Origin of the sequence: Paenarthrobacter aurescens (assembly GCF_041549525.1) — a bacterium.
GTDB classification, from domain to species: domain Bacteria; phylum Actinomycetota; class Actinomycetes; order Actinomycetales; family Micrococcaceae; genus Arthrobacter; species Arthrobacter aurescens.
Map to the genome: position 1 here is coordinate 1200290 of NZ_CP157456.1, position 23649 is coordinate 1223938.

Consider the following 23649-nt stretch of genomic DNA (forward strand, 5'->3'; position numbering starts at 1 on the left):
AATGCCCCTAAGACCGCGTCTTGGGGGCATTATCTGTACAAAAACTCCTAGCGCTCCGCGTGGAACCGCTCCGGTGCCATGCCGCCGTCCACGATGTCTTTGAGCACCCGGCCGATAGCGGGCGTGAACTTGAAACCGTGACCCGAGAAGCCTGCGCCCACCACCAGCGGGCCGAAGTGGTCCAGCACAAAGTCCTCGTTGGGCGTGGTGGTGTAGGTGCAGCTGATGGGAACCGCGGTGGAAGGGTCGACGCCGGGAAGCCACTCTTCTGCGTACCTCACCAACGCTTCCATCTGGTGGGGGATGGGCTCGAACGTGCGCTCGTCCGGGTCCATGACCGGGCCGACCCCATGCCAGCCGGCTTTGACGCCTTCGCCGGGGGTGAGCATGCCGTAAACGGGGCTGTACCAGTACTCGTAGGCTTCGTTGTTCGGGTCTGGGTCCGGGCTGTGGTTGAAGCTGGGCCACACCAGCGTGTTGTCCCTGGGCGTGAAGTGGGCCGGTTGTTCCTGGGTGACCACCAAGGCCGGGAGCTTGACGTGCTTGCTGACTAGCTTGTTGGTCCACGCACCTGCTGCGACCACCACGCGGCTGGCCGTGTACTCCACCTCCTCGGTCACCACCACCACCGATTCTGCGCCGTCGATGCGGATGTCCAGGACCGGCGTCGAGTAGTGGAAAACGGCCCCGTGGGCTTCGGCGGATTTCCGCAGCGCCACCAGGGCGTCTGCCGAGCGGATCCGGCCGGAGCCCGGCACAAAGAGGACGTCGGTGGCGAAGTTCATGCCCAGCCACCGGTTGGCTGCCTCGTCCGGGGAGATGAAGTAGCTCTCGATGCCCCGTGCCTCGTGCGCTTCCCGGACCTCCCGAAGGCGGGGGACGTTTCCGTGATTCACGAGGCCCACCATGTCCAGCAGCGGTGCGCCGTGCTCGGCAGCGAGCTCGTCCCACAGGATCTTGGACTCGGCCAGGAGGTCCAAGTAGTCGGCCTCGGCGTAGGCGGTGTTGAAGTTGCGGGTGGCGCCGTGCGAAGCGCCGATGTGGTGGCCGGCCTCAAATTGCTCCAACAGAACCACTGAGCGACCCGCTCGGGCCAGCTGCCAGGCGGCCGCCGATCCCATGGCTCCTCCGCCAACAACTACAACGTCAACCTGCATGCCTGCTCCATCCACAATGGCCCTCTTGAAACGCGACCCCGAAACAGGGCCACTCCCATTCTGCCCCCACTGACCCAAGTAAGGAGCAGATCAGGCCGTTCCCAGCGCTGAAAACGGCGTGATCTGCTGTTTGCTTGGGTGAGCCGGGGAGGTTACGCGGCCAGGCGCCTGCGGATCCACGCGGAGAACTGGTCCACCACAATGATCAGCACCAGCACAATCAGGATGTGCGTGAGCATGGAATCGAACTGGAACGACTTGATGGACTGATTGATCAGCAGCCCGATGCCTCCAGCACCCACCAGGCCAAGCACCAGCGAGGATCGCACATTGACGTCGAAGCGGTACAGCAGCAGGCCCACGAATTGCGGCACCACCATGGGCAGCGTTGCATTGGCTACCTGCTGGATCCGGTTGGCGCCGGCGGTGCGGAGGGCTTCCTGCGGGCCGGCATCGATCTCCTCCATGGATTCCGCCCAGAGCTTCCCCATCACACCGGTGTTATGGCAGATCAGCGCGAGGACGCCCGCGAACGGCCCAAGACCCACAGCGGTGACAAAGATCAGCGCGAACACGATGTCCGGCACTGCACGGAAGAAGGACAACACCGCTCGCGCAGCTTGGTACACCAAACGGTGCGGGCTGGTGTTCTCAGCAGCCAACGCCGCCAGCAACAGGGCGAACGGCACGGAGAGTGTGGTCCCGAGCAGACCAATCCAGAGGGTGACCAGTGTGGCTTCGAGCCCGGGCTTGAGGGTCTTCTCCCAGCTGAGGTCCGGCGGGAACGCGTCACCGACGAAAGCGGCCATGCCCTTCCAACCATCCACCAGCAGTTCCGGTTTGAAGTCCGTCCCCTCGATGGCCACGGCGTGAAGTCCGACGACGGCGGCCGCCACTGCCGCCGTCGTGACCCATCGCAGCGGTTTCTTGGGGCGGACCAGTGCCACGCGGGTTTTGCTTGAGGCGTCCCGGCGGGCGACAGTCGGGGTCAGGGTATGCGGTGTCATGCTGCGGACTTCCTGTCTGAAACGTCGCGGTCTGAAACATCCCGGTCCGGGGCGTACAAGGTCTCGAGGTGATCGGCCGTGATTTCTGTGGAGGGGAGGTCGAACGTCATGGATCCCTGCAACAGCCCGATGGATCTGTCCGCATACCGCAGAGCAAGATCGGGCTGGTGCAGCACCGCGGCCACGGCCAGCCCCTCCGAGTGAGCGAGTTCGCGCAGCAGTGCCATGACCTGCTCGGCGGCATGCGGGTCCAGGGCGGACACGGGCTCGTCGGCAAGTACGACGTCGGCCCGCTGGCACAGTGCGCGGGCTACGGCCACGCGCTGCTGCTGTCCGCCGGAGAGCCGGCCAACGCGGTCGAAAGCACGGTCCGCCAGGCCAACGCGGTCCAGACAGTCGAGGGCTTCCTGTTGGACGTCGGCCGGAAACAGCAGGGGACTGAGTGAGCGGACCGTGGGAATTCGTGAGAGGGCACCGGCGCAGACGTTGTCCAAAGCGGTACGCCGGGGAAAGAGGTGGATTTTCTGGAAGATCATGGCCATGCGCTGGCGGGCCTGCTGAAGTTCACGGCCCTGGAGGGTTTCCAGCGCAACCCCATCGATGCTGATACTGCCTGAATCCGGGGCGGTGATGCCCATGACGCAGCGCAGCGTGGTGGACTTACCGGAACCGTTGGCGCCAAGGAAGGCCACCAGTTCCCCGGCAGCAACGGAGAAGTCCACGCCCTGCAAAACGGTCCGGCCGTTGAACGACTTACGCAAGCCTTGGACGGAAAGGCGTGGGCCCGGCCCGGTGGGGAGCATTACAGGTCCTTCTCGGTGAGACCCATGGTCTGGGCGAGCTCGAACAACGGCGTGTAGTTCTCCTTGGTGACCTCAAGGAGCGGGCCCGGAGGGGTGACGTCCAGGAACTCGCCCACCTTGGCAACGTCAGCGGGTTCCAAGCTCAGGAACGCGTCCTTCACGGCGGCCTTGAATGCGGGGTCGGCGTCGCCGCGGACGGTGATGGGATCGTTGGGGATGGGGTTGGACGTCCATACCTGGCGGAAGTCCTCCGGAGTGAAGGTACCGGCGGCAACGGCTGTGGCGAGCGTCTGCGAGTTGATCTGGGCTGCGTCCACTTTGCCGTTGGTCAGGGCGAGCAGCGCTTCGGGATGACCACCGGTGTAGTCCATTTTGATGTCTGCGTCGGCGATTCCAGCCTCACGGAGACCGAAGCGCGGCAGGACATCGCCGGAGGTGGAGCCCACGCTGCCCAATGCCAGGGACTTGCCCTTGAGGTCGCCAATGGCTTGGATGGGGCTGTCCTTGGGAACCCAGATCCCTGCCGTGTACGTGCTGAGTTCCTTCTCCGCAGTGCCAAAGGACACCAGCGGTTCAGCCCCGGCTTTGGCGTCAGCGAACACATAGCCCAGCGGACCGAACTGTCCAAGGTCCAGTTTGCCGTTGCGCATGGCCAGGACCTCGGCGGCGTAGTCCTCCACTACCTGGACGCTCACAGGGCATTCGAGCTTCTTGGACAGGGCTGCTGCCAGGACGTCGTAGGCCGGCTTCAACTTGGCCGGGTCTTCATACGGCTCTATCCCGAACTTGATCTCACCGTTGGGGCAGGTAGCGCTCGTGGCTTCGGGGGCGGACTGGGCCGAGCCGCCACAGGCAGTGAGCGCAAGAACAGTGGCGAGGGTAAGCGCGGAGCCAGTGAAGAGGGTGGTTTTCATGGGTGATCCTTTGATGCGAAAAGGGTGGGAGGGGAGAACTAGAGCTGCGACACGTTGCGGTGCGCCAGGCCGAAGGACAGCGTCATGCCGACGCCGGAGGTCACCGACACCACGGTGACGCCGGGGTGGATCTCGCGGATCAGGATGGGCGCTACGTCGGAGGAAGCGTAGATGCCCTGCCAGCGCTGGATAATCTCCAGTGGCTGGCCCATCCGGCCGGTGATTTCGGTGTTGAGGGTCTCGGTCACCGATTCGTCCAGGAACGGATCGGCGGTGCTGTGGTAGTGGTGCGAGTCGCCCAGAATGATGGTGCCGTCCGGGCGTTGGGTGAACATGACGTTGGCGCCGATCTCCAGCAGTTCCGGCTGCTTCTCCAACACTTCGGAGTGGAGAGCGGCAGCAGCGGGCATGTCCGTGAAAGCCGGGTAGCGCAGCATGGACGTGGCGGTGAGGACTGCTGGCGCGAATTCCACACCCGACGGTTTGGCCGCTAACGACATCTGCAGTGCGCACCGCTGGATCCGGTGCTCCTCGGCGAGCTCCGGGAAGAGGTAGTCAACGTCATGCCCGACGCACACGAAGACCTGCTTGGCCCGAAGCTTGCCGCGCGAGGTCTGGACGGTCACACCATCAGAGTCCTGGTCGAAGCCAAGCGCCGCCGTGTTCCAGTGAAGTTCCACTCCGGGTTGCCGGCTTAGCCACTGGGCCAACAGTGCCACCGTGGTGCGGGGATCAACGCGGAGGTCGTCCCGGAGGAAGGCACCTCCCACCAGGCCGGGCCAGGCGCCGGGGTGAGTGTCGTCGTTGTGCGCTTCGTCTGCAGCCGAGACAGCGGCACCCAGGCGGGCCCGCGTTTGGGCGGGGGAGAGCAGTTCAACCTGCCCGGGTTCACGGACTGCGGAGAGTTCGCGAAGGACGTTCATCTCTGCCTCGGTGCGGGCAAGGACCACCGCGCCGGCTTCGGACGCCCAAAAGCCGGCGCGCTCGGAGAACTCGAGCCAGTACTTACGGGAGGTCTGCGCCAGTTCGTAGAGTTCGCCCGATTGCGCCGTGATGCAGCAGTGGCCAAAGTTTCGCACCGAAGCGCCTGCGGCGTGGTGGTCGCGCTCAATGATGGTGACGGTCAGGCCGTTGGCAACAGCGTGGGCCGCGTGGGCCAGACCCACAATTCCGGCGCCCACAATCACGACGTCGGTGGGCTGGCTGGGGGCGCTGTTGGCGGCTGGGGATGAGGTACTCGGGTTGTTCACACCTCTGACACTGGCTGCTTCGAAAAGCGGATGCAAGCCAGATCGGCACTTGTATATACAAGTTAATCTGAATTTAATATTCGTTCATGTGAATTCACGCCAAGTTCACCTGCAGGCGCTCAAAAGTAAGCAAATGAAGCGAACAGACTTGTATTATCAACTTGTGAGCACACAGCAGAACGCGCCCCTCCACGTCCGTCTCAGCGAGGAATTCATGCGCAGGATCACGGACGGAGACTGGCCGCCAGGGTTCCAGTTGCCCAGTGAAGCGGAGCTGTGCCGGGAGTTCGGAACCTCACGCGGTCCCATACGCCAAGCGCTCGCATTTCTTCGCTCCGAGGGCGCGGTGACCGGTGGGCGGGGCAGGCCACCCATGGTGCGCTCATCCGTGCCCTCGCAGTCGTTCTCAACGTTCAATTCGTTCACGGAATGGGCCAGTGGGATCGGTAAGAAACCCGGGCAACGAACCCTGGAAGTGGCGCGACGGGAAGCCAGCCCGGAAGCGGCGGAAGCTCTTGGCTTGATGCCCGGAACCACCGTGGTGGAGGTCCTTCGCGTTCGCTACCTGGATGAGGCGCCGGCCATGATCGAGCGCACCACGTTCATCCTGGACGTGGGCCGGAAACTGTTCGACTTCGACACCGACTCCGGGTCCATCTTCGCGTTCCTCAAGGAACAAGGCGTGGACCTGCACAGTGCCCGCCACACTATTGACGCCGTCGCAGCCAGCGACGAGGACGCCGAACTCCTGGAGCAACCCGAAGGCATTCCGCTCCTGCGTGAGCGCCGCATCACCCGATCCGCCGACGGGCAGCCCCTTGAATACTCCGAGGACCGTTACCTGCCGGCACTGACCAACTTCACGATCGACAACACAGTGGATCGCCGGGCCGCGCTGGTCCGCATCCACACAGATCCCCAATCCACACAAGGAGCCACCCCATGATCCAACTCGTAGCCTGCGATATGGCCGGAACCACCATTGACGAACACGGCGACGTTTACGTAGCCCTCGCCCGCTGTGTGGAAGAAACCGGGGTGACCACCACTGCGGAGGCTGTGCAGGAATGGATGGGTGCGGACAAAGTTGAAGCCATCACGGCTCTCATTGAAGCCGGGGGAGGCGCTGCTACTGCAGAAGTTGTCTCTGCTGCGTTTTCACGCTTCAAGGAATTGCTCGTTGAGTTCTACGACGCCAACCCGCCGGTGGCGCTTGAAGGCGTGGAAGAAGCGTTCCGCGAACTCCGCCGCCAAGGGATCAAGGTGGCCCTGACCACCGGCTTCTCACGCGACGTCGCCCAACCGCTCCTTGAGCGGCTGGGCTGGGGCGTGGACGGCGATATCCTGCTGGACGCCGTCGTATGCTCGGACGAAGTAGCCGCGGGACGGCCCGCGCCGCACATGATCCACCGGGCCATGGAGCTCACCGGCGTGCAGGACGTCCGCGCCGTGATCGCTGCCGGCGATACCGTGAACGACCTCGCCGCTGCGAACAATGCCGGCGTCACCGCCGTCGGCGTGCTGACGGGCAAGCTGGACCGGGACGCCTTGGCCGCGCACCCCCACCACCACATTCTGGATGGGGTCAAGGACATCCCGGCGCTGGTGTCCTAGCAGCCCGCGTTTGGTGGGGGACGTCCGGCATGGAAGATTGGAACCCGTGAAATTCCTGCACCCGTCTCCCACATCCTCTGCCCGCGGTGTCACCATCCTGCGGGTGGTGTTCGGTGCGCTGCTGATGGTGCATGGCTTCCAAAAGTTCATGGCCGGGCATGCTGCGTTCGCCGCATCCGTCGCCGCCATGGGTGTGCAGAAGCCGGAGATTGTGGCGTGGTTGGTGATCGCCGGTGAACTGGGTTTGGGCCTGCTCCTGGTCCTCGGCGCACTGACCCGCGTAGCTGGATTCCTCGCGGCCATCATGTTCGCGGGGATCTGGTTCGTCACCGAAGCAGGAAAACCCCTGCTCACGGACAAGTCCGGTGTGACCGCCGAACTCCTGATCATCTATGTGGCCATCTCCATAGCGTTCGTGTTCCTCGGACCCGGCGCACTTTCATTGGACCGCAAGCTGGCGAGGCAGTCGGCTCGCGCTGGCCGTTAACCCGATCGGGTTAAATCACGACGGCGGCACGCGCCGCCCGGGGCTGCGTCAGCGGGCGTCGTTGGGGTAGCGAATCCCCAGCTGCGACCGTACCCCGTCAAAGAGGCGCATGACGTTGACGGAGTCCTCCAACGGCATGACCGGGCTTTCGGTGAGGCCTTGCTGGATGCATCGGGTCACTTCGCGGAGCTCATAGGTGTACCCAATGCCCACAACATCGAAGTGCTCGCGCCGTGGCTCGTCCCATCCAACCCGGATCATCAGCTCGCGGGGGTTGTTCACCGAGCCAACGGTCTGCAGGAAACCGAGCCCGCCAGCCACAGTGGCCGTCCGGGGACCATGGGCCATCAGCGAGGACGTTAGTTGCGCCTGTGCACCGGTGTCATAACCGAGGGTCAGTGCGTTCTGGCTATCAACACCGTCGTCGTTGAGCGTGCCGATCGCTGTGACGGACTGCGGGAAGCCCAGTGTTCCCAAAGCCCAGAGCAGCGGGTAGACGGTGATGTCCAGGAGCGCTCCGCCGCCGTCGTTGAGGGCCCAGATTCGTGCGGCGGGATCGTATGGTGCGGGGAAGCCGAGATCCGCGCTCACCCACTGGATCTGTCCAAGCTCGCCGGATGCGGCAATCTCAAAGGCCCGCTGCATGCTCGGCAGGAAGCGGCTCCACACCGCCTCCATGAAGAACACGTTCTGCTCCCGGGCGAGCTTCACCAGTTCGGTGGCTTCCCGGGCGTTAATGGTGAGCGCTTTCTCGCACAGGACATGCTTGCCGGCACGCAGAGCTGCTGAGGCGATCTGGAAGTGCTGGGCATGGGGAGTTGCTACATAGACCACGTCCACGGCGGGATCCTCGAACAAACGCTGGTAGCCGGGTACACCGCCGTCGTCCCCGTAGCCCTTGGTGAAGCCAAGCGCATGGACGAACGCATCCGCGGCAGCCTGGGTGCGGGAGCTCACGGCATACAACTCCGCGTCTTCCAGCAGTGCCAGGTCCTGGGAAACACTGTTGGCGATGTTGCCCGTGGACACCACACCCCACCGCAGCGTACGCCCGGTTGCTGCCCGGGGATCCTGGTTGGTTTGGGTGGAAAGCCACGGCACGGCAATAGGAAGTGTCATGCCGTTCATCCTCTCATTACCCGGTTGCGAGGTTACCCGGTTGCGAGGACGTGGTGCGCACCCTTTTGCGCCAATCGCTGCCGTAACCTCTGGTGCGCCCGGCGGCAACGGGTGCGCAGCCGGCGAACATGGGGTGCGCCCGGCGGGATCGGGTGCGCGTCAAGGTCATCGACGCGATCCGGTTCTGACCTCCTCGGTGAGCCTGCCCTGCTGAAGCCGGAAGCAACGCTCGGTTTTCTGCGCCAGGCTGCGGTCATGCGTGACCACCAGGATGGTGGTGTTGTGATCGCGGCTCAGGGAGCTCAACAGCTCGATGATGTGCTCGCCGGTTTGCTCATCCAGGTTTCCGGTGGGCTCATCGGCGAGGATCAGCTTGGGTTGGTTGGCCAAAGCACGGGCAATCGCCACACGCTGCTGTTCGCCACCGGACAAGCGGTTGGTGCGGCGCGAGTGCTTCTCCGGATCCAGCTGTACTTGCTCCAAGAGCTCCTTGGCCTGCTGCAGCCTGGCCGCCTTGCGGACACCGGCGAACTCCATGGGCAGCATCACGTTGTCCACTGCGCTGAGGTTGGGGATCAGGTTGAACTGCTGGAACACGAACCCGATGTCCCGGCGGCGGTACTCCGTCAGTTTGCCGTCCGGCAGGCCGGCGAGGCTGACGCCATCCACGACGACGTCTCCGGAGGTAGGTTTGTCCAGCGCCCCTAGGAGGGACAACAGAGTGCTCTTGCCGCTGCCGCTCTTGCCCACGATGGACGCCAGCGTGCCCTTCTCCAGCTCGAAGCTGACGCCGTTGACCGGCTTGATGGTCCGGTCACCGGACTTGAACTGACGGACCAGGTCCTTGACTACAATCACGGCTATTCTCCTCGGAGTACTTCGATGGGACGGATACGGGCGGTCAGCAAAGCCGGGACAAGCGCGCCGATGATGGCTACTGCGAACACGGCCGCGATGCCTGCAGCGAGCACGCCGGGGGAGACACTGGCTGTGACCGAGGTGAGGAGCTGGGACGCGCCGCCGAACGGACCACCCTGGCCGCCTCCCATGCCGCCACCGGGCATCCCGCCACCAGGAACTGCGCCGTTAGGCATGGCCCCGGCAAGTCCTCCGCCGCGCTGGGTGGTGGTGGCCGCCGTCGTGGTGGTGTTCGAACTGATGAGGGCCGAGGCGATGCCGCCGCTGGCCAGTGAAGCAATCACGGCACCCACAACACTGCCAAGGGCAACCAGGACCAACGACTCAAGGACGAACTGCAGCCCGATGGTTCGGTTCCGGGCTCCGATGGCTTTCAGGACGCCGATTTCGCGGCGGCGCTCGCGGACCAACATGACCATGATGAGCAGGATGATGATTCCGGCAGTTGCCAGGGCTGCAATGAAGGCGATGAGTGAGATGTTCTTGACGCTGTCCAGTGAACTGACGGCTGTTTCCAGGTTGCGCTGGCCCTGGGTGACGTCGGCTTTGTCTGTACCGAGTGCGTCCTGAACGGCGGTCTTGGTGCCTTCCACGTTTTCCATGCTGTTGACCGTGACGATCATGCTGGAGAGTTCATCCGGTGTCCCGGCCAGCGTTTGGGCTTCGGGGAGGGTCACGTAAACGGCGTTGTTGCCAAAGGTGGTTCCGGCGTCGAAAACGCCTGCCACGGTGAAGGACTTGTCCTGGATGGTGAACGTGGAGCCCACCGTCAGGCTGTTCTTTTCGGCCAGCGACGTGCCTACAAGCGCTTTGGCATCAGCGGCACTGTAGTCGCCCAGGCCGGTGCCGCTGGTGATGTTCAACGCTTTGCCTGTGTTGTCCACCTCAGCGCCAATGCCGGTGGCGGTGATGGGCAGGGCGCGGGCCGGCTGCGGGGTGGTTGTACCTGTGGTTCCGCTCGCATTGTTGCGGTTGCCCAGAGTACCGGCGTCGACGGCGGCCGTCAGGTTGGTGCTGACGGTCGCCTGCTGCCCGCCCGGGCCAAAGCCGCCACCAGGGCCGGCCTGCTGGGTGGTGGTTGAGTCCGTGGTTGCCGTAGTTGTTGTCTGGAGGCGCAACGCCTTGGTACCAACTACAGAGGTCACATTGGCGACCGATGCCGCAGTCTCAGCTTCCGCCGTCGTGAGTGGTTCGCCGCCGCCTTCAAAGCCTTGACCACCCGCCGGATTCACCGTCAGGGTGGTCCCCACCGAAGCATTCAGCTCCTGGACCTTCGCACCCACGGCCTGGTTGGCCACGAGCATGGCCAACGCCAGTCCGATGGCTACGGCCAGGACGGCAACAACCGCCGCCGTTCTGATTTTGTTGCGGAAGGCATTGCCTACGCTTCGGGCAAGGACGCTCACGTTTCTCCTCTGGACCTGCAAGTCTGGTGAGCCCACTGGACGTGGGCTGCAGATCCAAGACTCGTCAGTGCTGCTGTGCGGGAAGCCTGCCGAAGCTATGCGTGGGCTGTGAAAGCGGCGGTTCCTTCGGATCAGAATGTGGGCAATGCGAAAGCCCCGGCCCGCTGGGAAGCGGACCGGGGCTTGCTTGTGGTGCTGCTAAACGGTGTTACTTGGTGATCGGGCCGAGTACCGGATCGTCAACGTAAGCGGTCTTGACGTTCTCTGCCGTAACGATCTGCGGCGGGAGGAGGTAAGCCGGAACGGTCTTGACGCCGTTGTTGTAGGAGTCCTTGTCGTTGATTTCCAGTTCCTTACCGGCCTGGAGGTCCTTCACCATGGTGATGGCGTGCTCAACGAGCTTGCGGGTGTCCTTGTTGATGGTGGAGTACTGCTCACCGGCGATGATCGACTTCACGGACTCAACTTCGGAGTCCTGGCCGGTCACGACGGGGAGCGGCTTGCCGGCGGCCTTGACGGACGTCAGCACTGCGCGGGCCAGGGTGTCGTTCGGGGAGAGAACGCCGTCCAAGGAAGCGGTACCGTAGCTGCCGGTCAGCAGGGTGTCAGCGCGACGCTGGGCGTTTTCTGCCTTCCAGCCCTGGGTAACAGCCTGCTCGAACGAGGTCTGGCCGGAGACAACCTTGAGGGTGCCGTCGTCGATCTTCGGCTTCAGGACGCTCATGGCGCCGTCGAAGAAGACCTTCGCGTTGGCATCATCGGGGGAACCGGCAAAGAGCTCAACGTTGTACGGTCCGGTGGCCTTCTTGGCCTTCATTCCGTCCAACAGTGCCTGGCCCTGGAGTTCGCCAACCTTGAAGTTGTCGTAGGCCACGTAGTAGTCCACGTTCTCGGTGTTCAGGAGCAGACGGTCATAAGCAATGACGGTTGCGCCGGAGTCCTTGGCCTGCTGGAGCTGCGTACCCAGCTGGGCGCCGTCGATAGCACCGACGATGATGACCTTGGCACCCTTGGTGACCATGGCGCTGATCTGGTTCTGCTGCTCGGACACGCCGCCGTTGGCGAACTGGACGTCCGGCTTGAAGCCGGCGCTGGTGAGGCCGTCGTTGAACAGCTTCTCCGCGAGGACCCAGTTTTCACTGGTCTTCTGCGGAAGTGCGACGCCGATCAGCGAGTCCTTGGGGAACGCTTCCCCGCCTGCCGTGCTGGTGCTTGAGCCGCTGTCAGTGCGGCCGCAGGCTGTCAGCGCCAGTGCCGCGATGGCAGCGACTGCTGCTGCCTTTCCTGCTTTACCAAACATTCGCATATCTTGGTTCACTTTCTGTGTGGGTGGGGTGGAGCGAGTCTGTTAGGAAGCGGATTACGCTTCCTTGGAGATGACCTCTTTGGTGGATGTGGTTTCGTCGGGCTTGATCTCGTTGTTCCGCTGGAAGTTCTTCATCAGCAGGCCAGTAATGGACCGCTTTCCCTGGGACTTGTTGTAAACATCGAAGGCCACTGCTGCCAGGAGCACCAGGCCCTTGATGATCTGGGTGAGGTCGGCGCCCACACCCAGGAGCTGGAGGCCGTTGTTCAGCACTGCCATCACCAGGCCACCAACGATCGAGCCGATCACGGTGCCAACACCGCCGGTTACGGCGGCGCCGCCGATGAAGACTGCGGCAATGGCGTCCAGTTCCCAACCGACGCCGTCAAAGGGACCGGAGGCGGTGGAGCGGCCAACGAAGATCATGCCGGCCAGGCCCGCCAGGACGGACATGTTCATCATGACCAGGAAGTTGACCTTCTTGGACTGCACGCCGGAAAGCTCTGCTGCGTGGCGGTTGCCACCCACTGCGTAGACGTGGCGGCCGAGGACGGTCTTGTCAGCAATGAAGCCGTAGATGAGGACCAGCACCGCGAGGATCAGGCCGGGGATGGGGAAGGACGTTCCGGGGCGGCCCGTGGCGAAGAGGTACGTGGCGTAGAGGATGGCACCGCAGATCAGGACCAGCTTGGTGACCTCAACCCAGAGCTCGGGAACATCTGCGCCGAGCGCCTTGCTGGTGGCACGGGCACGGAGGGACATGATGACCACAAAAGCGACGGCAATCAGGCCGAGCAGGAGCGTGAGGTTGTTGAAGCCGGTGTTGGGGCCAACTTCGGGGAGGTAGCCGGAGCCCAGGAACTGGAATTCCTTGGGTACGGGGATGGTGTTGGACTTACCGACAAACTGGTTGAAACCGCGGAACAGGAGCATGCCGGCCAAGGTCACGATGAAGGCCGGAATGCCCACATACGCCACCCAGAACCCTTGCCAGGCCCCGATCACCGCGCCAAGGACCAGGCCGAACAGCACGCCGGCCCACCAGGGGAAACCCCAGTCCCGCATTGCCAGGGCAACGAACACGCCCACGAATGCGGCCACGGAACCTACGGAAAGGTCGATGTGGCCGGCGATGATGACCAGCACCATACCGATGGCCAGGATCAGGATGTAGGAGTTGCCGTTGAACAGGTTGATCACGTTGCCGGGGGTCAGGGTGCGTCCCTCGGTGAAGATCTGGAAGAAGACGATAAGTGCCACCAGGGCGAAGATCATGCCGAACTGGCGGGTATTGCCACCAAAGAGCTTCTTGAGCGCGTTCATTGTTTAGGTCCTTGTGTCAGGAAGGGGTGAGGCTGTGCCATCGGTCAGGCTGTCTTGCGGGCGGAAGTCATGAGCTTCATGAGGCTTTCCTGGCTTGCTTCGTTTTTGTCCAGGACGCCGGTGATGGCGCCCTCGAAGATGGTGTAAATACGGTCGGACAGGCCCAGGAGCTCAGGAAGCTCCGAGGAAATGACAATCACTCCCTTGCCTTGGTTCGCCAGCTTCTGGATGATGCCGTAGATCTCATACTTGGCGCCGACGTCAATGCCACGCGTAGGTTCGTCCAGGATCAGCAGATCCGGATCAGTGAACATCCACTTGGCCAGGACCACCTTTTGCTGGTTGCCACCGGAAAGCTTGGCAACACCCTCTTCCACGGAAGGGGTCTTGGTGCGCAACGACTTCCGGTACTCCTCGGCAACGGAGAATTCCTTGCGGGTGTCCACTACGGAGTAGTTGCTGATCTTGTTCAACGCTGCAGAGACCGTGGTGGTCTTGATGTCATCCAGCAGGTTCAACCCCAGGGATTTGCGGTCCTCCGTGACGTAACCGAGTCCGGCGTCGATCGCTTGTTTGACCGAGCGGAGCTGGACCGGCTTGCCGTCCTTGTACACCTGACCCTTGATGAAGCGTCCGTAGGAGTGGCCGAACAAGGAACGGGCGAGTTCGGTCCGACCAGCGCCCATGAGGCCGGCGAAACCAACAATTTCACCGCGGCGTACAAAGAAGTTCGAACCCTTGCAGATCAGGCGGTCCTGAATCTGGGGGTGGCCCACTGTCCAGTCCTTGACCTCGAAAAAGACCTCACCGATCTTCGGTTCGTGGTCCGGGAAGCGGGACTCCAGGGTCCTGCCCACCATGCCCTTGATGATGCGGTCCTCATCGACGCCGTCGCGCTTGACGTTGAGCGTTTCGATCGACTTGCCGTCGCGGATGATGGTGATCTCGTCCGCGATCTGTTCGATCTCGTTGAGCTTGTGGGAAATGATGATCGAGGTGATGCCCCGGCCCTTCAACCCAAGGATCAGGTCCAGCAGGTGCTGGGAGTCTGATTCGTTCAGTGCCGCAGTGGGCTCGTCCAGGATCAGGAGCTTCACGGACTTGTTCAGCGCCTTGGCAATCTCCACCAGCTGCTGCTTGCCTACGCCGATTTCCTTGATGGGGGTGTCCGGGTCTTCGCGCAAGCCCACACGGGCCAGCAGTTCCAGGGAACGCTTCCGCGCCTCTGCCCAGTCGATCACACCCCACTTGGTGGGCTCGTTGCCCAGGAAGATGTTCTCCATGATGGACAGTTCCGGGATCAAGGCCAGTTCCTGGTGGATGATCACGATGCCTGCGGCTTCGCTTGCCCGGATGTCCTTGAACTGCTGCGTCTCGGCCTGGTACACGATGTCGCCCGTGTAACTGCCGTAGGGGTAGACGCCGGACAGGACCTTCATCAGGGTTGATTTCCCGGCCCCGTTTTCTCCGCAGATGGCATGGATTTCTCCGGCCATTACGCGCAGGCTCACATTCGACAAGGCCTTCACGCCTGGGAATTCCTTAGTGATCGAGCGCATCTCCAAGAGGATGGGATCACCTTGCGTGTTGAGGGATGTCATCAGCCCTTACGCCTCCAATGCATGACTTCGTTGTCGGCCCCGCAATGGCGAGGCTGTCTGATGAAAAAGTAAACTGGATCACTGGTCTTGTCGTCAAGACTTGAACGCATGATCCAGCTAACGATTTCGTTACCTACCGGTAATACCGGCGTGTTGGAACACCAAAGCGGCCGCTCCAAGCGCTTCTGCGCGCGCCCCGAGGGAGGACATCGCGAGGTGCGTCGTCTCGCCCACCACGGGTACTGCATGGCGCACAAGACCCCTGCGGATGGGATCCAGGAGGAGGTCGCCCAGGCCCGCCAAGGGCCCTCCCACCACAATCACTTCAGGGTTAATCAGGTTGGAAACGTTGCCCAGCGCGCGGCCCACCGCCAGCCCGGCGTCGTCCACTACGCGTTGGGTGGCGGAGTCTCCGGCGAGGCAATTACGGACGATGTCCTGCGGGGTCAGCAGCGTCTCCTGGCCGCGGCCCAGCAGCTCGATCATGGTGGTGGTGGACGCTATGGTCTCCAGGCAGCCCCTGTTTCCGCAGCGGCACACCAGGCCGTGTTCGTGGATGGTCGCGTGGCCGATTTCCCCGGTGATGCCAACGTTGCCGTAGTAGGGAAAACCATTGAGAATCAGGCCCGCGCCAATGCCCGAGCCGATCTTCAGGAACATCAGATTTGAGACTCCGCTCTGCGGTCCCCAGGTCACTTCGGACAGCGCGCCCAAGTTGGCATCGTTATCAACAAACACGGGGCAATTCAGCGCTTCCTCCAGCCTATGAAGGATGTCTATGCCTACCCATTCGGGCAAGATGGCGCCCTGGGCCACGGTGCCTGATCGCCGGTCGATGGGTCCAGGGATGCCCGCCCCGGCACCCACAACTGCCGTGCGGTCGATTCCGTTTTCCTGGAGTAGTTTTTCCAGCAGCAGGACGGCCGCGGCTATGCCTTCTTCCGCCTGGTGCCCCAGCGGCAATTCAATGTAGTCCTCGGCAATGACGTGGTAGCCCAGCGAGGCGAGGACTACCCGCAGATGGCGGCGTCCGAAGTCGATTCCTACCGCCACTGCGCCGTTGCTGTTCAGCCGTACGTTGGTTGCCCTGCGTCCGGAGCTGGTAGTGGGCTCCGTGGAAACAAGGCCGGCGTCCTGCATGATTTTGACGATGTTGGAAACAGTTGCCGTGGAAAGACCTGTTTGCCGCGATAGCTCTGCTTGCGTGGAAGGCCCGCTCAGGAGGCACTCGATGATGCGCTGCTGATTCAGGTGGCGCAGTGCGGACTGCGAGCCGGGTTTTCTTGGATGGCTCTTCGTTGAGCGCTGCGTTGCGGGCATGACAAGAAGATTGCCCCACAAGCGCGCTTGTAGTCAAGAAGTGAACGCATGGAGCCGGGCATTACCGACATACTCCAACGCAATAATCTCCCTCCAATACCCCATACGTACCCCTTGTGGGGCCTGCTATGCGTTCCAAGTTCAGGGTTTGGGGCGCAGAGCGGGCCCCACAACGCAAGGGGTGGGGGCAATGCGTCCCGATTGCATTCCTTGCGGGTCCAATTGCCCCGCACGATTCGTCCCACCCGCGCCTACGCTGGAAGAAGAAACCTCCCGGGCCCTCTCAAAAGCACCGGGAACAGGCGAAAGCAAGGTGGTAAAGATGCTGCTCTCAGTCCTGCAGGCGAACGCGTCCGTGATGGACGTCGAGGCGAACCTGCGCATAATCGACGACGCCGCGCAGCGAGCCGCCCACGCGGGTGCCGGGCTGCTCCTCACCCCTGAGTTGTTCCCTGTGGGCTATGCCCCGCTGCGTCTTCACGCCGAACTTGACCCCGCCACACTCCCCGGGATCCGTGAACGCCTGGCCGGTATCGCCCGCCGGCACAAGATCGGCCTGGTCTACAGCCTTCCGGCGCCAAGCCGGGACGCAGCGCACGACGACGACGCGCAGCCGGCTGCCGCTGGCAACGGCTGGAACATCACAGCTACTTTGCTTGACGCCACAGGTACTGAAGTTCTCAACTACGCCAAGGTGCACCTGTTCGGCCCCGAGGAGCACAAGGCGTTCGTGGCCGCCCAAGAACCTCCCGTCGTGGTGGATTTCAACGGAATCCGGACCTCCATGCTCATCTGCTACGACGTCGAGTTCCCCGAAGCCGTCCGCGCCGCAGCCACCAGGGGCGCCGAGCTCCTCCTGGTTCCAACAGCCCTTTCCGCAGGCTTCGAGAACGTGCCGCAGGTCCTGATCCGTGCCCGTGCCTTGGAAAGCCAGCTCAACGTGGCCTACGCCAACCACAGCGGACATGAAGACATCTACAACTTCCTGGGCGGCAGTGTGGTGGCCGGACCGGACGGTTCCTTGCTTGCTGCGGCGGGGGAGTCCCCAACGTTGCTGTTCGCCGAAGTGGGCACGGAAACAGTGAAAGCCGCCCGCGTTGAAGTGCCGTATCTGCGCGAACGCCGTCCGGAGCTCTATGAACAGTGGGACGCCTAGCCGACCGTCCCTCCTGCGGGGAGTCCAGCCACCAGTTCGTCCACGTACTGCAAGGCGAACCAGAGCTCGGCGCGCACCTGCGCCTGGTTCAGGTCCATGTCCAGCAGTTCGGCCAGTACGCCGATCTGCCGCCGCACACTGTTCCGGTGCAGTCCCAGCAGTTTGGCGGATCCGTCCCAGCTGCCGTTTTCGCTGAGCCAACCCCGCAGGACGGCCAGCAAAGGGTCGCGGCGATCCGGTTCCAAAGCGAGTACGGGGGATAGCAGCCGTTCGGCCAATAGGGTCCCGGCTTCGCGGCCCAAGAGTCCCGCCACGGACCACGTCACCTCATCCACCCGTGCGCTCTTGCCGGTTGCCACCACGCGGCCGCGCAGAGAGCTCACCCTTTGGTAGGCGGCCTGGAGGCCCAGAAGTTCCGTGGGTTCGCCAATGACCAGCCGCCAGCCAAGCTTCTCCACATCGGCGAGCAACGTCTCATCCACCTTGAAGCGTGTAATGGCCGCGAAACCGTAATCGGTGATCTCCACCAGCTTGGTGTCAAAAAGCCTGCGCCATTGCAGAAGCTCGCGGACCGGGCCATCATCCGCGCCATCCACCCTGACGCCCTGGACTACCCGCATCTGCCCAGATCTTGTGGAAGCCAGGCTTTGGGCCAGCAGGTCTTTGAGGCCGTTGACGTGCTTAGTGCCGCCCGAGGTCACCGATTCAGGATGCAGCAGCATCGCCGTGGCCAGCTGGCTTGGTGCCAAGGATCCGCTGGTCCGCTGCCGAACCAGCAATTCCAGCAAGCCCACAGCGGACTGCACCACATTGTTCTGCGCAGGCGTCAGGGGAGTATCCGAACCGAGAATCAGGGCACCCAGGTTGGCGTCCTTGGTGCTGCGCAGCGGATGCCCAAACACCAACGCTGAGCCGGGTTCTTCAAAACCATCCATCTCCACGCGCGGACCGCTGCCGGAAAGCAACCGCTCCAGCATGGGCGCAAGCAAGGAAAGCTCGACGCCGCTGCTGCCGCCGGCACCCTGCCCGCCTGCACCCTTCCCGGCTGCGGCCTGGCGCCCGGCGCCCTTCCCGGCGGTGCTGTGCCCGCGCGCCCGAACCCGCCCGTCGGCGCCCACCAGAACAGCCCACACGGGCACCCGTTGCACGAGGGCCGCCAGCAGTTCGTGCTCCGGCCTGGGGGAGAGGACCGCCCGCATGAGTTGCCGGTTGGTCTCGGCCAGCTGACGGAAAACCCGCGCATTGTCAGACTCCAGGAGCTGGGAAAACTCCAGCCCGATCGCTGCGAACGGCACGGACTCCGGTACCTCGAACAGGGTGAGGTTGTACTTCCGGCAGGCGTGGAGCAGAACATCAGGGACGGCGTCGAAATAGGGCCTGATGCCGAAGCCGAGCGCCGCCACCTTGGCCTCTACGAGCCGCTGAACATAGGCGTCCACCTTGGCCGCCGAGCCGCCCTCCCCGAGGAAAGGCAGCCCGGCGGTCAGGAGGAACTCGCCCTCCGGCAGGTACGGTGTGGGGTCTTCAAGCTCACTGGGTTCAACCCACCGCAGCAGCGAGGTGCCGCTGCCGCCGTCGTGAAGCATTTTCAACTCCGGCGGCAGCTGCTCCAGGAACTGGTCCAGCGTGACAAAACTCAGGCGGGCGGTGGCGGGCTCAGGCAACATGGCCCTGCCCTGCTGTGCCCGGCTCCTGGTAGTCGGGGCACTCGTAGGCGCTGTCCTGGTGGGCGCCGTTGGCGTAGGCGCGGGGGAGGCGGGGCGCGATCCTGTTGATGATCTCGTCCCCGTGGCTGCCGATTGCGGCACCCCAGTGGTCGGCGCTCGCCGCCCCGCACGCGGGGTCCCCGAACAGGACGGCAGTGTCCCCAACGGCAATCCCGGAAGCATCCGGCCCCAGGTCCACCATGAATTGATCCATGCAGACCTTGCCGATTACGGGCACGCTGCGGCCGGCAATGTTCACCACGGAACGGCCGCTGATGCCTTTGGGTATGCCGTCCGCGTAGCCGAGAGGAATGAGCCCGAGGTATCTGGGTTCGTAGGTGATGGCCTGGTGCTCGTAACTGACGCCGGTGCCTGCCGGGACCTTCTTGACCATCACCAAGGGGGCCGTGACACTGAGCGCGGGCCGCAGTCCGAAGTCCGCCGGATTCAGGTGATCGGCCGGGGCAAGTCCGTAAATGGCCAGGCCCGCGCGGACCATGTCGAAGTGGAATTCCGGCCTGTCCAGGATGTTCGCAGAGCTGGACACGTGCCGGAGCCCGGGGTTCAACCCGGCTTTCCGTGCCTCGGTGACGGCATCCTCGAACTCCGCCACGGCGGTGGCGTTGCCGGGGTGCGCCGGGACATCGGCCCAGGCCAGGTGGGTCCAGAGGCCTCGAACACGGAGAGTGCCATCGAGCTCGGCTTGCCGTGCTTGTGCCACGAGTTCCGCCCAATCCTCCTTGCGCGCGCCGCCGCGGCTGAGGCCGCTGTCCAGCTCCAAATGCACGACGGCGGGACGGCCAAGGCGTTTGGCGATCCCTGCCAGGACCTCCAGTTGGCTGACGCTTCCGAGGGAAACATCGATGTCATTTTCCAGTGCCTCAAGGATGGTGGCACTGGTCTGGGATGCCAGATACAGCCAGGAGAGGATGGGCACGGTGATGCCCGCCTGGCGAAGTGAGATTGCCTCGCTGAGCTGCGCAGTTCCCAGCCAGTCGGCCCCTGCTTCCACAGCTGTCCGGGCCACCTCCACCAGGCCGTGGCCGTAGGCGTTTCCCTTGACCACTGCCATGAAGAACGGCGCTTCGGTGCGCTTTTTCAGGGCTTTGACGTTCTCTGAAATGGCGGACAGATCCACGGTGACCTGACCGGAAAGGGCTGCCGGAGCTGCCTCTTGATAGTGTGCATTACGTCTCATGGTTGAACACTATAGGTCATTTTGCACCATTGTGAGAGGTGGCTCACATGCCAGTCTTGTGGAGGGGAAATCGAAACTACTTTGAAGGGACGTCAAGGGTGACTGTGCCTGTGAACACCAAAAACCCGGCAGTGGCCACTGCCGCCAGGCCGAGCCTGGGTGCGCAATTGCTGCGCCGCAAGCCCATCGGCCAGATGGTCAGCGAGGCCGGAAGCGGCGAGGGCGGCACTCCGCTGGTCCGAAGCTTCGGGGTCCTCCAACTGACCATGATCAGCGTTGGCGCCACGCTGGGAACCGGCATCCTGGTGATCTTGGGCGAGTCCGTGCCGCTGGCAGGGCCGGCCATTTGGATCTCGTTCGTTATTGCCGGCCTGGCCGCGCTGCTCTCCGCAGTCTCCTACGCCGAAATGGCCGGGCTCGTACCGGTGGCAGGCTCCAGCTACTCCTACTCCTACGCCACCATGGGCGAAGGAATGGCCTGGATCTGCGGCTGGTGCCTGGTACTGGAATACGCGGTCTCCGTTGCAGCCGTTGCTGTAGGCGCAGGCCAGTACGTCAACGAGACCCTCGCAGCCTTCGGCCAGGTTCTGCCTGACGCCATGAGCCAGCCTCCAGGAGACGGTGGGCTGGTGAACGTTCCGGCCATGGTGATCGTGGTCCTGGCCATGATTCTGCTGGTTCGGGGAGCGCGCGAGAGTGCATGGATCAACACTGCAATCGTCATCATCAAGGTGGGTATCCTGGTCTTCTTCTGCGCCGTGGCCTTCACCGCCTTCAACGCAGGGAACTTCGAGCCGTTGCTGCCCATGGGCGCGGCCGGCGTTTCAGCCGCAGCATCCAGCGTCTTCTTCTCCTACATCGGATTCGACGCCGCCTCCACAGCCGGTGAGGAAGCCAGGAACCCCAAGCGCGATCTTCCCCGGGCCATCATGCTTTCCATGGTGATCGTTACCACCATCTACGTTCTGGTTGCCGTAGCAGCAATCGGTGCCCGCCCCTGGAACTGGTTCGACGGTACCGAAGCTGCCTTGGTGCAGATCCTCCACGAGATCACCGGACAACCCTGGATTGCCTTGGTCTTCTCCATTGGTGCTGTCCTGGCCATCGCCAGCATCGTCCTCACCGTGCTCTACGGCCAAACCCGCATCATGCTCTCCATGTCCCGCGACGGCATGGTTCCCAAGGTCTTCGGCCGCGTATCCCGCCGTACCGGCACTCCGGTGGCAGGCACGCTGATCATCGGCACCGCCGTCGCCCTCACCGCAGGCTTGGTCCCGCTGGGTGCGTTGGCGGACGCCACCAGCATCGGCACGCTCTTTGCCTTCGCCCTGGTCAACGTCGCCGTCATCTACCTGCGGCGCAACCGCCCGGACCTTCAGCGGAGCTTCCGGGTCCCGCTGTACCCCATCACGCCGATCCTGGGCACCCTGATGTGTGCCTACCTGATGCTCAACCTGGGCGCCGATACCTGGATCACCTTTGGCATCTGGATGCTGGTAGGGATCGCCATCTACTTCGGCTACGGACGCCGGAACTCCAAGGTAGCCGCGCTCAGCGAGCAGGACTACCGTGAATTAACCACCAGGGCCGTGAGCCCGGAACCTGTGAAAGCAGAAAACTCATGACCATTGCCACAGAACTCCCCGTCGTCGGGAAACCCGGAGCGCCCGGGGCCGACGCCGGAGCCCCCATCACCATGCTGAACCCGGACTTCCCGTTCAGCTACGATCACTACCTGGCCCACCCGGACGGGCTCGGTTCTGTTCCCGAGGAGCTCTACGGCACGGAAGTGGCCATCATCGGCGCAGGGCTGTCCGGTCTGGTGACCGCCTACGAACTGATGAAGCTCGGCCTCAAACCAGTGATCTACGAGGCCGACCAGATCGGCGGCCGTCTTCGCACTGCCAGTTTCCCGTCCGCCCCGGGCATCGTGGCTGACCTTGGTGGAATGCGGTTCCCCGTCTCCGGCAAGGCGTTCTACCACTACGTGGACCTGCTGGGCCTGGATACCAACGAGTTTCCCAACCCCATGGCACCGGCCACGTCCTCCACGGTGATTGAACTCGCCGGCAAAAAGCACTACGCCACCACCGCGGACGAGCTCCCCGAATTCTTCCGCGAGGTGGCCGACGCCTGGAAAGCGGCAGTCAACGATGGTGCTGCCTTCGCTCAGATGCAGGAAGCCATCAAGGCCCGCGATACCAAGAGGATCAAGGAACTCTGGAACGCGCTCCTCCCGGAGTTGGACGAGCAAACCTTCTACGGTTTCATCGCCGCCAGCAAGTCCTTCAAAGAGGCAGGCTTCGCGCACCGCGAAGCGTTCGGCCAGGTGGGCTTCGGCACGGGCGGCTGGGACACCGACTTCCCCAACTCCATCCTCGAAATCCTCCGCGTTGTCTACACCGACGCCGACGACCAGCACCGCTCCATCGCCGGGGGAGCGCAAAGGCTCCCTGAGGCACTCTGGAACCACGCGCCGTCGGGCCTTAAATACTGGCCGGAAGGCACGTCGCTGGCGTCCCTGCACAGTGGCTCTCCCCGCGGAGCGGTGGATAACATCCGCCGCGCGCAGGACGGCGACCTCGTGGTCCGCGAAAACTGGGGACGGGAAGCCAGCTACCAGGCCGTGGTGACCACGTGCCAGTCCTGGCTGCTGTCCACCCGCATCCACACTCAGGAAGCGTTGTTCCCCGCTGAGATGTGGACCGCCATTGAACGTTCGCACTACATGCAGTCGTCCAAGACGTTCGTGATGGTGGACCGCCCGTTCTGGAAGGACATCGATCCTGAGACCGGACGCGAAGTCCTGTCCATGACGCTCACGGACCGCCTCAACCGAGCCACGTACCTACTGGACGACGGTCCGGACAAGCCCGCCGTGATGCTCCTGTCCTACACCTGGAATGACGACGCCCTGAAGTGGCTTGCCCTCAGCGCGGAGGAGCGCGTCAAGCTCATGCTGCACTCGCTGGAGCAGATCTACCCGGGCGTGGACATTGCCAGCCACATTGTGGGACAGCCCATCACCGTGTCCTGGGAAGCGGACCCCAACTTCATGGGTGCGTTCAAAGCCAACCTGCCCGGTCACTACCGCTACCAGCAGCGCCTCTTCACCCACTTCAAGCAGGACCAGCTGCCGGAGCACCAGCGGGGAATCTTCCTGGCCGGGGACGACGTATCCTTCACCGCCGGTTGGGCTGAGGGTGCCGTGACCACGGGCCTGAACGCGGTGTGGGGAGTGGTGAACCACTTGGGTGGCGCATCCGCTGCCGGCAACCCGGGTCCGGGCGACCTCTTGGACGAGCTCGGCCCGATCTCGCTGGACTAATCTCCCCTTATACGTTGCAAGGCCCGCTACGTTGCG

20 protein-coding genes are annotated in these 23649 nt (G+C 63.4%); 6 read left to right on the plus strand and 14 right to left on the minus strand.

Annotation, left to right across the window (positions count from 1 at the left end):
* Positions 1-47 precede the first annotated feature (47 nt).
* The 5 genes from ABI796_RS05705 to ABI796_RS05725 form a co-directional block, all read right to left on the minus strand.
* A complete protein-coding gene (locus ABI796_RS05705; protein WP_141283115.1) occupies positions 48-1157 on the minus strand; it encodes an FAD-dependent oxidoreductase in 1110 nt (369 codons plus the stop codon).
* A 152-nt stretch (positions 1158-1309) separates the two neighbouring features.
* Entirely contained in the window at positions 1310-2164 is an 855-nt protein-coding gene (gene phnE, locus ABI796_RS05710; protein ID WP_141283114.1) for a phosphonate ABC transporter, permease protein PhnE, read from the minus strand.
* Positions 2161-2967 carry a phosphonate ABC transporter ATP-binding protein gene (locus tag ABI796_RS05715; RefSeq protein ID WP_141283113.1) on the minus strand — a complete coding sequence of 269 codons (807 nt, stop codon included), beginning with the start codon at positions 2965-2967 and terminating at the stop codon, positions 2161-2163. Before ABI796_RS05715 ends, phnE begins: the two co-directional genes overlap by 4 nt.
* Positions 2967-3881, minus strand: a complete 915-nt coding sequence (gene phnD, locus ABI796_RS05720) for a phosphate/phosphite/phosphonate ABC transporter substrate-binding protein (protein WP_141283112.1) — start codon at positions 3879-3881, stop codon at positions 2967-2969. The genes ABI796_RS05715 and phnD overlap by 1 nt, the downstream gene beginning before the upstream one ends.
* Before the next feature lie 38 nt (positions 3882-3919).
* Complete coding sequence (locus tag ABI796_RS05725; RefSeq protein ID WP_141283111.1) at positions 3920-5131, minus strand: TIGR03364 family FAD-dependent oxidoreductase; 1212 nt, start codon at positions 5129-5131, stop codon at positions 3920-3922.
* Between the two features lie 163 nt (positions 5132-5294).
* On the opposite strand from ABI796_RS05725, the gene ABI796_RS05730 reads away from it, so the two are divergent.
* Genes ABI796_RS05730 through ABI796_RS05740 form a run of 3 tightly spaced genes read left to right on the plus strand, consistent with a single transcriptional unit; the run spans position 5295 to position 7232 of the window.
* Positions 5295-6077, plus strand: a complete 783-nt coding sequence (locus ABI796_RS05730; RefSeq protein ID WP_141283110.1) for a GntR family transcriptional regulator — start codon at positions 5295-5297, stop codon at positions 6075-6077.
* Positions 6074-6745 carry a phosphonatase-like hydrolase gene (locus ABI796_RS05735; protein ID WP_141283109.1) on the plus strand — a complete coding sequence of 224 codons (672 nt, stop codon included), beginning with the start codon at positions 6074-6076 and terminating at the stop codon, positions 6743-6745. Before ABI796_RS05730 ends, ABI796_RS05735 begins: the two co-directional genes overlap by 4 nt.
* Before the next feature lie 46 nt (positions 6746-6791).
* Positions 6792-7232: a DoxX family protein gene (locus ABI796_RS05740; RefSeq protein ID WP_141283108.1), complete on the plus strand. Its 441-nt coding sequence runs from the start codon at positions 6792-6794 to the stop codon at positions 7230-7232.
* Between the two features lie 48 nt (positions 7233-7280).
* On the opposite strand, the gene ABI796_RS05745 is transcribed toward ABI796_RS05740, so the two are convergent.
* The 7 genes from ABI796_RS05745 to ABI796_RS05775 all read right to left on the minus strand — a co-directional run bounded on the left by ABI796_RS05745 (position 7281) and on the right by ABI796_RS05775 (position 16225).
* Positions 7281-8351, minus strand: coding sequence for a Gfo/Idh/MocA family protein (locus ABI796_RS05745; protein WP_141283107.1), 1071 nt, complete (start codon positions 8349-8351; stop codon positions 7281-7283).
* 165 nt (positions 8352-8516) lie between these two features.
* Positions 8517-9209, minus strand: a complete 693-nt coding sequence (locus tag ABI796_RS05750; RefSeq protein WP_141283106.1) for an ABC transporter ATP-binding protein — start codon at positions 9207-9209, stop codon at positions 8517-8519.
* A 2-nt stretch (positions 9210-9211) separates the two neighbouring features.
* Complete coding sequence (locus tag ABI796_RS05755; protein ID WP_141283105.1) at positions 9212-10675, minus strand: ABC transporter permease; 1464 nt, start codon at positions 10673-10675, stop codon at positions 9212-9214.
* 208 nt (positions 10676-10883) lie between these two features.
* Positions 10884-11981 (minus strand): sugar-binding protein, encoded by a 1098-nt coding sequence (locus ABI796_RS05760; RefSeq protein WP_141283104.1) that lies wholly within the window; start codon positions 11979-11981, stop codon positions 10884-10886.
* Between the two features lie 54 nt (positions 11982-12035).
* Complete coding sequence (mmsB, locus tag ABI796_RS05765; RefSeq protein ID WP_141283103.1) at positions 12036-13304, minus strand: multiple monosaccharide ABC transporter permease; 1269 nt, start codon at positions 13302-13304, stop codon at positions 12036-12038.
* A gap of 44 nt (positions 13305-13348) precedes the next feature.
* Entirely contained in the window at positions 13349-14905 is a 1557-nt protein-coding gene (gene mmsA / locus ABI796_RS05770) for a multiple monosaccharide ABC transporter ATP-binding protein (RefSeq protein WP_141283102.1), read from the minus strand.
* A gap of 129 nt (positions 14906-15034) precedes the next feature.
* On the minus strand, positions 15035-16225 hold the full coding sequence (locus ABI796_RS05775) for an ROK family transcriptional regulator (RefSeq protein ID WP_141283101.1): 1191 nt from the start codon (positions 16223-16225) through the stop codon (positions 15035-15037).
* Between the two features lie 322 nt (positions 16226-16547).
* On the opposite strand from ABI796_RS05775, the gene ABI796_RS05780 reads away from it, so the two are divergent.
* A complete protein-coding gene (locus tag ABI796_RS05780; RefSeq protein WP_141283100.1) occupies positions 16548-17381 on the plus strand; it encodes a carbon-nitrogen hydrolase family protein in 834 nt (277 codons plus the stop codon).
* Here the strand turns inward: ABI796_RS05780 and ABI796_RS05785 are convergent.
* A complete protein-coding gene (locus tag ABI796_RS05785) occupies positions 17378-19048 on the minus strand; it encodes a PucR family transcriptional regulator (RefSeq protein WP_141283099.1) in 1671 nt (556 codons plus the stop codon). The two genes, ABI796_RS05780 and ABI796_RS05785, sit on opposite strands and share 4 nt — an antisense overlap.
* On the minus strand, positions 19038-20285 hold the full coding sequence (gene alr / locus ABI796_RS05790; RefSeq protein ID WP_246095745.1) for an alanine racemase: 1248 nt from the start codon (positions 20283-20285) through the stop codon (positions 19038-19040). The genes ABI796_RS05785 and alr overlap by 11 nt, the downstream gene beginning before the upstream one ends.
* Positions 20286-20479: 194 nt before the next feature.
* Here alr and ABI796_RS05795 point away from each other — a divergent pair, with 194 nt between their 5' ends.
* Both ABI796_RS05795 and ABI796_RS05800 read left to right on the plus strand, forming a co-directional pair.
* Positions 20480-21910: an amino acid permease gene (locus tag ABI796_RS05795; RefSeq protein WP_246095752.1), complete on the plus strand. Its 1431-nt coding sequence runs from the start codon at positions 20480-20482 to the stop codon at positions 21908-21910.
* Positions 21907-23613, plus strand: coding sequence for an NAD(P)/FAD-dependent oxidoreductase (locus ABI796_RS05800; protein ID WP_174754502.1), 1707 nt, complete (start codon positions 21907-21909; stop codon positions 23611-23613). Before ABI796_RS05795 ends, ABI796_RS05800 begins: the two co-directional genes overlap by 4 nt.
* The last annotated feature ends 36 nt before the right edge of the window (positions 23614-23649 follow it).

What these genes read in the sequence shown, in the direction of transcription:
- ABI796_RS05705 (WP_141283115.1), bottom strand. Translation starts at nt 1,157, where the DNA reads ATGCAGGTTGACGTTGTAGTTGTTGGCGGAGGAGCCATGGGATCGGCG.
- phnE (WP_141283114.1), bottom strand. Translation starts at nt 2,164, where the DNA reads ATGACACCGCATACCCTGACCCCGACTGTCGCCCGCCGGGACGCCTCA.
- ABI796_RS05715 (WP_141283113.1), bottom strand. Translation starts at nt 2,967, where the DNA reads ATGCTCCCCACCGGGCCGGGCCCACGCCTTTCCGTCCAAGGCTTGCGT.
- phnD (WP_141283112.1), bottom strand. Translation starts at nt 3,881, where the DNA reads ATGAAAACCACCCTCTTCACTGGCTCCGCGCTTACCCTCGCCACTGTT.
- ABI796_RS05735 (WP_141283109.1), top strand. Translation starts at nt 6,074, where the DNA reads ATGATCCAACTCGTAGCCTGCGATATGGCCGGAACCACCATTGACGAA.
- ABI796_RS05745 (WP_141283107.1), bottom strand. Translation starts at nt 8,351, where the DNA reads ATGACACTTCCTATTGCCGTGCCGTGGCTTTCCACCCAAACCAACCAG.
- ABI796_RS05760 (WP_141283104.1), bottom strand. Translation starts at nt 11,981, where the DNA reads ATGCGAATGTTTGGTAAAGCAGGAAAGGCAGCAGCAGTCGCTGCCATC.
- mmsB (WP_141283103.1), bottom strand. Translation starts at nt 13,304, where the DNA reads ATGAACGCGCTCAAGAAGCTCTTTGGTGGCAATACCCGCCAGTTCGGC.
- mmsA (WP_141283102.1), bottom strand. Translation starts at nt 14,905, where the DNA reads ATGACATCCCTCAACACGCAAGGTGATCCCATCCTCTTGGAGATGCGC.
- ABI796_RS05775 (WP_141283101.1), bottom strand. Translation starts at nt 16,225, where the DNA reads ATGCCCGCAACGCAGCGCTCAACGAAGAGCCATCCAAGAAAACCCGGC.
- ABI796_RS05780 (WP_141283100.1), top strand. Translation starts at nt 16,548, where the DNA reads ATGCTGCTCTCAGTCCTGCAGGCGAACGCGTCCGTGATGGACGTCGAG.
- ABI796_RS05785 (WP_141283099.1), bottom strand. Translation starts at nt 19,048, where the DNA reads ATGTTGCCTGAGCCCGCCACCGCCCGCCTGAGTTTTGTCACGCTGGAC.
- alr (WP_246095745.1), bottom strand. Translation starts at nt 20,285, where the DNA reads ATGAGACGTAATGCACACTATCAAGAGGCAGCTCCGGCAGCCCTTTCC.
- ABI796_RS05795 (WP_246095752.1), top strand. Translation starts at nt 20,480, where the DNA reads ATGGTCAGCGAGGCCGGAAGCGGCGAGGGCGGCACTCCGCTGGTCCGA.
- ABI796_RS05800 (WP_174754502.1), top strand. Translation starts at nt 21,907, where the DNA reads ATGACCATTGCCACAGAACTCCCCGTCGTCGGGAAACCCGGAGCGCCC.